This window comes from Salipiger sp. IMCC34102, from assembly GCF_004145405.1.
Lineage (GTDB): Bacteria > Pseudomonadota > Alphaproteobacteria > Rhodobacterales > Rhodobacteraceae > Loktanella.
Window position 1 is genome coordinate 1 of the sequence record NZ_SELQ01000022.1, and the last position, 1,301, is coordinate 1,301.

Genomic DNA, 1,301 nt, shown 5'->3' on the forward strand with positions numbered 1-1,301 from the left:
CGACCAGCAGATCGTCGAGGGACATCGCCCGTCCCTCGGCCCGGGCCCGACGGCGTGCGGCGGTCACGCGCTCCGCGAGCTGTGCCTGTGTCAGGCCTGCGGCGGCGCGGGCGGCAGGAGCAAGGTCAGTGCCTGCGAGGTCGTCGCCGACGTGATAGCGCAGCACGTCCGGGATCTGGCGCACCGTTGGCGGACGCACATCGATCCGCGCCCCCAGCCGGCCCGCCCGGATCAGGGCCGGGTCGAGATGCTTGGGAAAATTGGTGGCGCTGACGACGAAGATCCCTTCGCAGGTCAGAGCCTCGGTGATGTGGGTCAGCAGCGTATTCGTAACGCTGGTGAAGTACGACGTGTTGTGGTCGTGCGGCCGGTCGCGGGAGGCGAAGCTGTCGATCTCGTCAAGGAACACCACGGCGAGACCTCCTCCCGCGGTCGCGGCGCGGGCGCTGTCGAAGAGAGCAGACATCTCCTGGATGACTTTGCTGCCGCCACTGTCGCGCTTCTGCATGTCCCCCAGCGTCGTGGGAAAGAACGATGCGCCGAGGCTGCGGGCGAGCGCCGCCGCGAGCAGCGTCTTTCCGGTGCCCGGCGGTCCGGCGAGGAGAAGACCGCGCTCGATCTCCGCCCAGTCGAGCCGGCCTGCACGGTAGGCCGCGACGTCGGTGACGATCTGCGCCAGCCGCGGCCCCGCTTCTCCGAGCCCCGGCAGGTCCTCGAGGGTGGGGCCGTCGGTGTCCGGTGCAACCGGGGCCACCAGCTCGGTGAGCTTGCGGGCGACGCGGATCGGACCGCGTTCGCGCAGGGCCAGACCGATCAGCGCGGCTGACATCCGGGCGAGAGCCGCGTCCGCGGGCAAGGCCGCGCGCAGGGCGTCCTCGGAAAGCTTGCCCGTGGCGCTGTGGGTCTGCCGCAAGGCCCAGACCAGCGCGTCGGCGCAGAGCGGGGCGAGGCGGGTCACGGGGAGCCGGGCCATCGCGCCGGTGAGACCCGCGAGATCGTCGGTGACGAGCACCAGCGCGCCCGGCTGGCTCAACTGCGCGTCGGCGGTGCGCAAGGTCGTGGCCCGGCCCGTCGGGCTTGTCTCCGCCGCGACCAGAACGGTCGGGCGGCGGGGCATCTCGTAGCGCGACTGACCGGGACGCGGGGACCCACGCACGAGACCCCCCTTGAACAGGGTCCAGGCATGGGTCGCCTCCTGGGACGTGGCGCAGAGCAGCACCGAGGCGGCTCCGTCGGCGAGGATGCCGTTGACCGCGGCCTGGTCGCCGTAGGTCATCGCAAGCTGTGCCAGCGCCAGTACG

At 71.8% G+C, this 1,301-nt stretch carries 1 protein-coding gene; it reads right to left on the minus strand.

Annotated features, from left to right (window positions below):
- Positions 1-1,301, minus strand: a 1,301-nt coding sequence (locus EU805_RS17220) for an ATP-binding protein (protein WP_129765207.1), incomplete at both ends; no start/stop codon positions are given.